Annotated in this window: 2 protein-coding genes; one reads left to right on the plus strand and one right to left on the minus strand. The window is 80.2% G+C overall.

All coding sequences use genetic code 11. From position 1 onward, the window contains the following. Positions 1 to 701, minus strand: a 701-nt coding sequence (locus EAO71_RS40225) for a CurL C-terminal domain-containing protein (protein WP_459112792.1), incomplete at its 3' end; no start/stop codon positions are given. On the opposite strand from EAO71_RS40225, the gene EAO71_RS39545 reads away from it, so the two are divergent. Continuing rightward, the coding region (locus EAO71_RS39545; protein ID WP_187282981.1) for a beta-ketoacyl synthase N-terminal-like domain-containing protein at positions 633 to 872 on the plus strand (240 nt) is incomplete at its 3' end. The two genes, EAO71_RS40225 and EAO71_RS39545, sit on opposite strands and share 69 nt — an antisense overlap.

Genomic DNA, 872 nt, shown 5'->3' on the forward strand with positions numbered 1-872 from the left:
GAGCGCCTCGCCGCACTCGTACGCCGCGCGCGGCCCCGTCCCCCCGTCCTGGCCCTGCGCACCGCGTACGACGGCAAGGCGGCTTCGGCGGCCGAGGCCGCCGATCCGGCGTACTGGGTCGGCGTCCTGCGCGGGCCTGCGACGGCCGCGCCGGCGACGGGCGACGGCGGGCGTCCGGTCCTGGACGTGGACCCCGCGCGCGCCCCGGACGGGCCGCGATCCGTGCCGGAGGTGCTCGGGGCGCTGTGGCTCGCCGGCGCCCGGATCGACTGGGCCGCCGCGCACCAGGGGCCCGTGCCGACGACTCCCGCGGGTCCGGCACCCCGGCGGAGCCAGTCGCGCGCGAGGGCGTAGCGGCCCGCGAACGCGAGCGCGGCGCAGGACTCGGCGTCGTCCGCGACGGGGGAGGGGGCGCCGCACTCCTCGACGGCCCGGCGGAACTCCGGGTCGGCGGCGGACAGCCGCGCCCAGACCGCCCGTTCCGCGACCGGGTCGGCCGGGGGCGCGAACCGGAGGAGCACCGGGCGCGGGCGGGACTCGCCGGCGGCGGTCACGAGCCGGTCCGGCGCCTCTCCGGAGAGGACGCGCACGGCGTCGGGGACGGAGGTGACGACCGCGTACCGCCGCCTGCCGTGTTCGGAGCGGCCCGTCTGGAGGGTCCAGGCGACGTCCGCGAGGGAGGCGCCGGGGTCGTCGCGCAGACGGTCGGCGAGGCGCGCCGTGAGGGCGTCGAGGGGACGGACGAGGTCGGCATCCAGGCACCGGACGGTGTACTGAGGGCCTTCGACGCCCGGGCCGGCGGGCTGGTCGGCGGCGACGGCGTCGGCATCGTGGTCCTCAAGCGCCTGGCGGACGCGCTCGCGGACGGCGAC

Source organism: Streptomyces sp. MS191 (assembly GCF_008042125.1).
Lineage (GTDB): Bacteria > Actinomycetota > Actinomycetes > Streptomycetales > Streptomycetaceae > Streptomyces.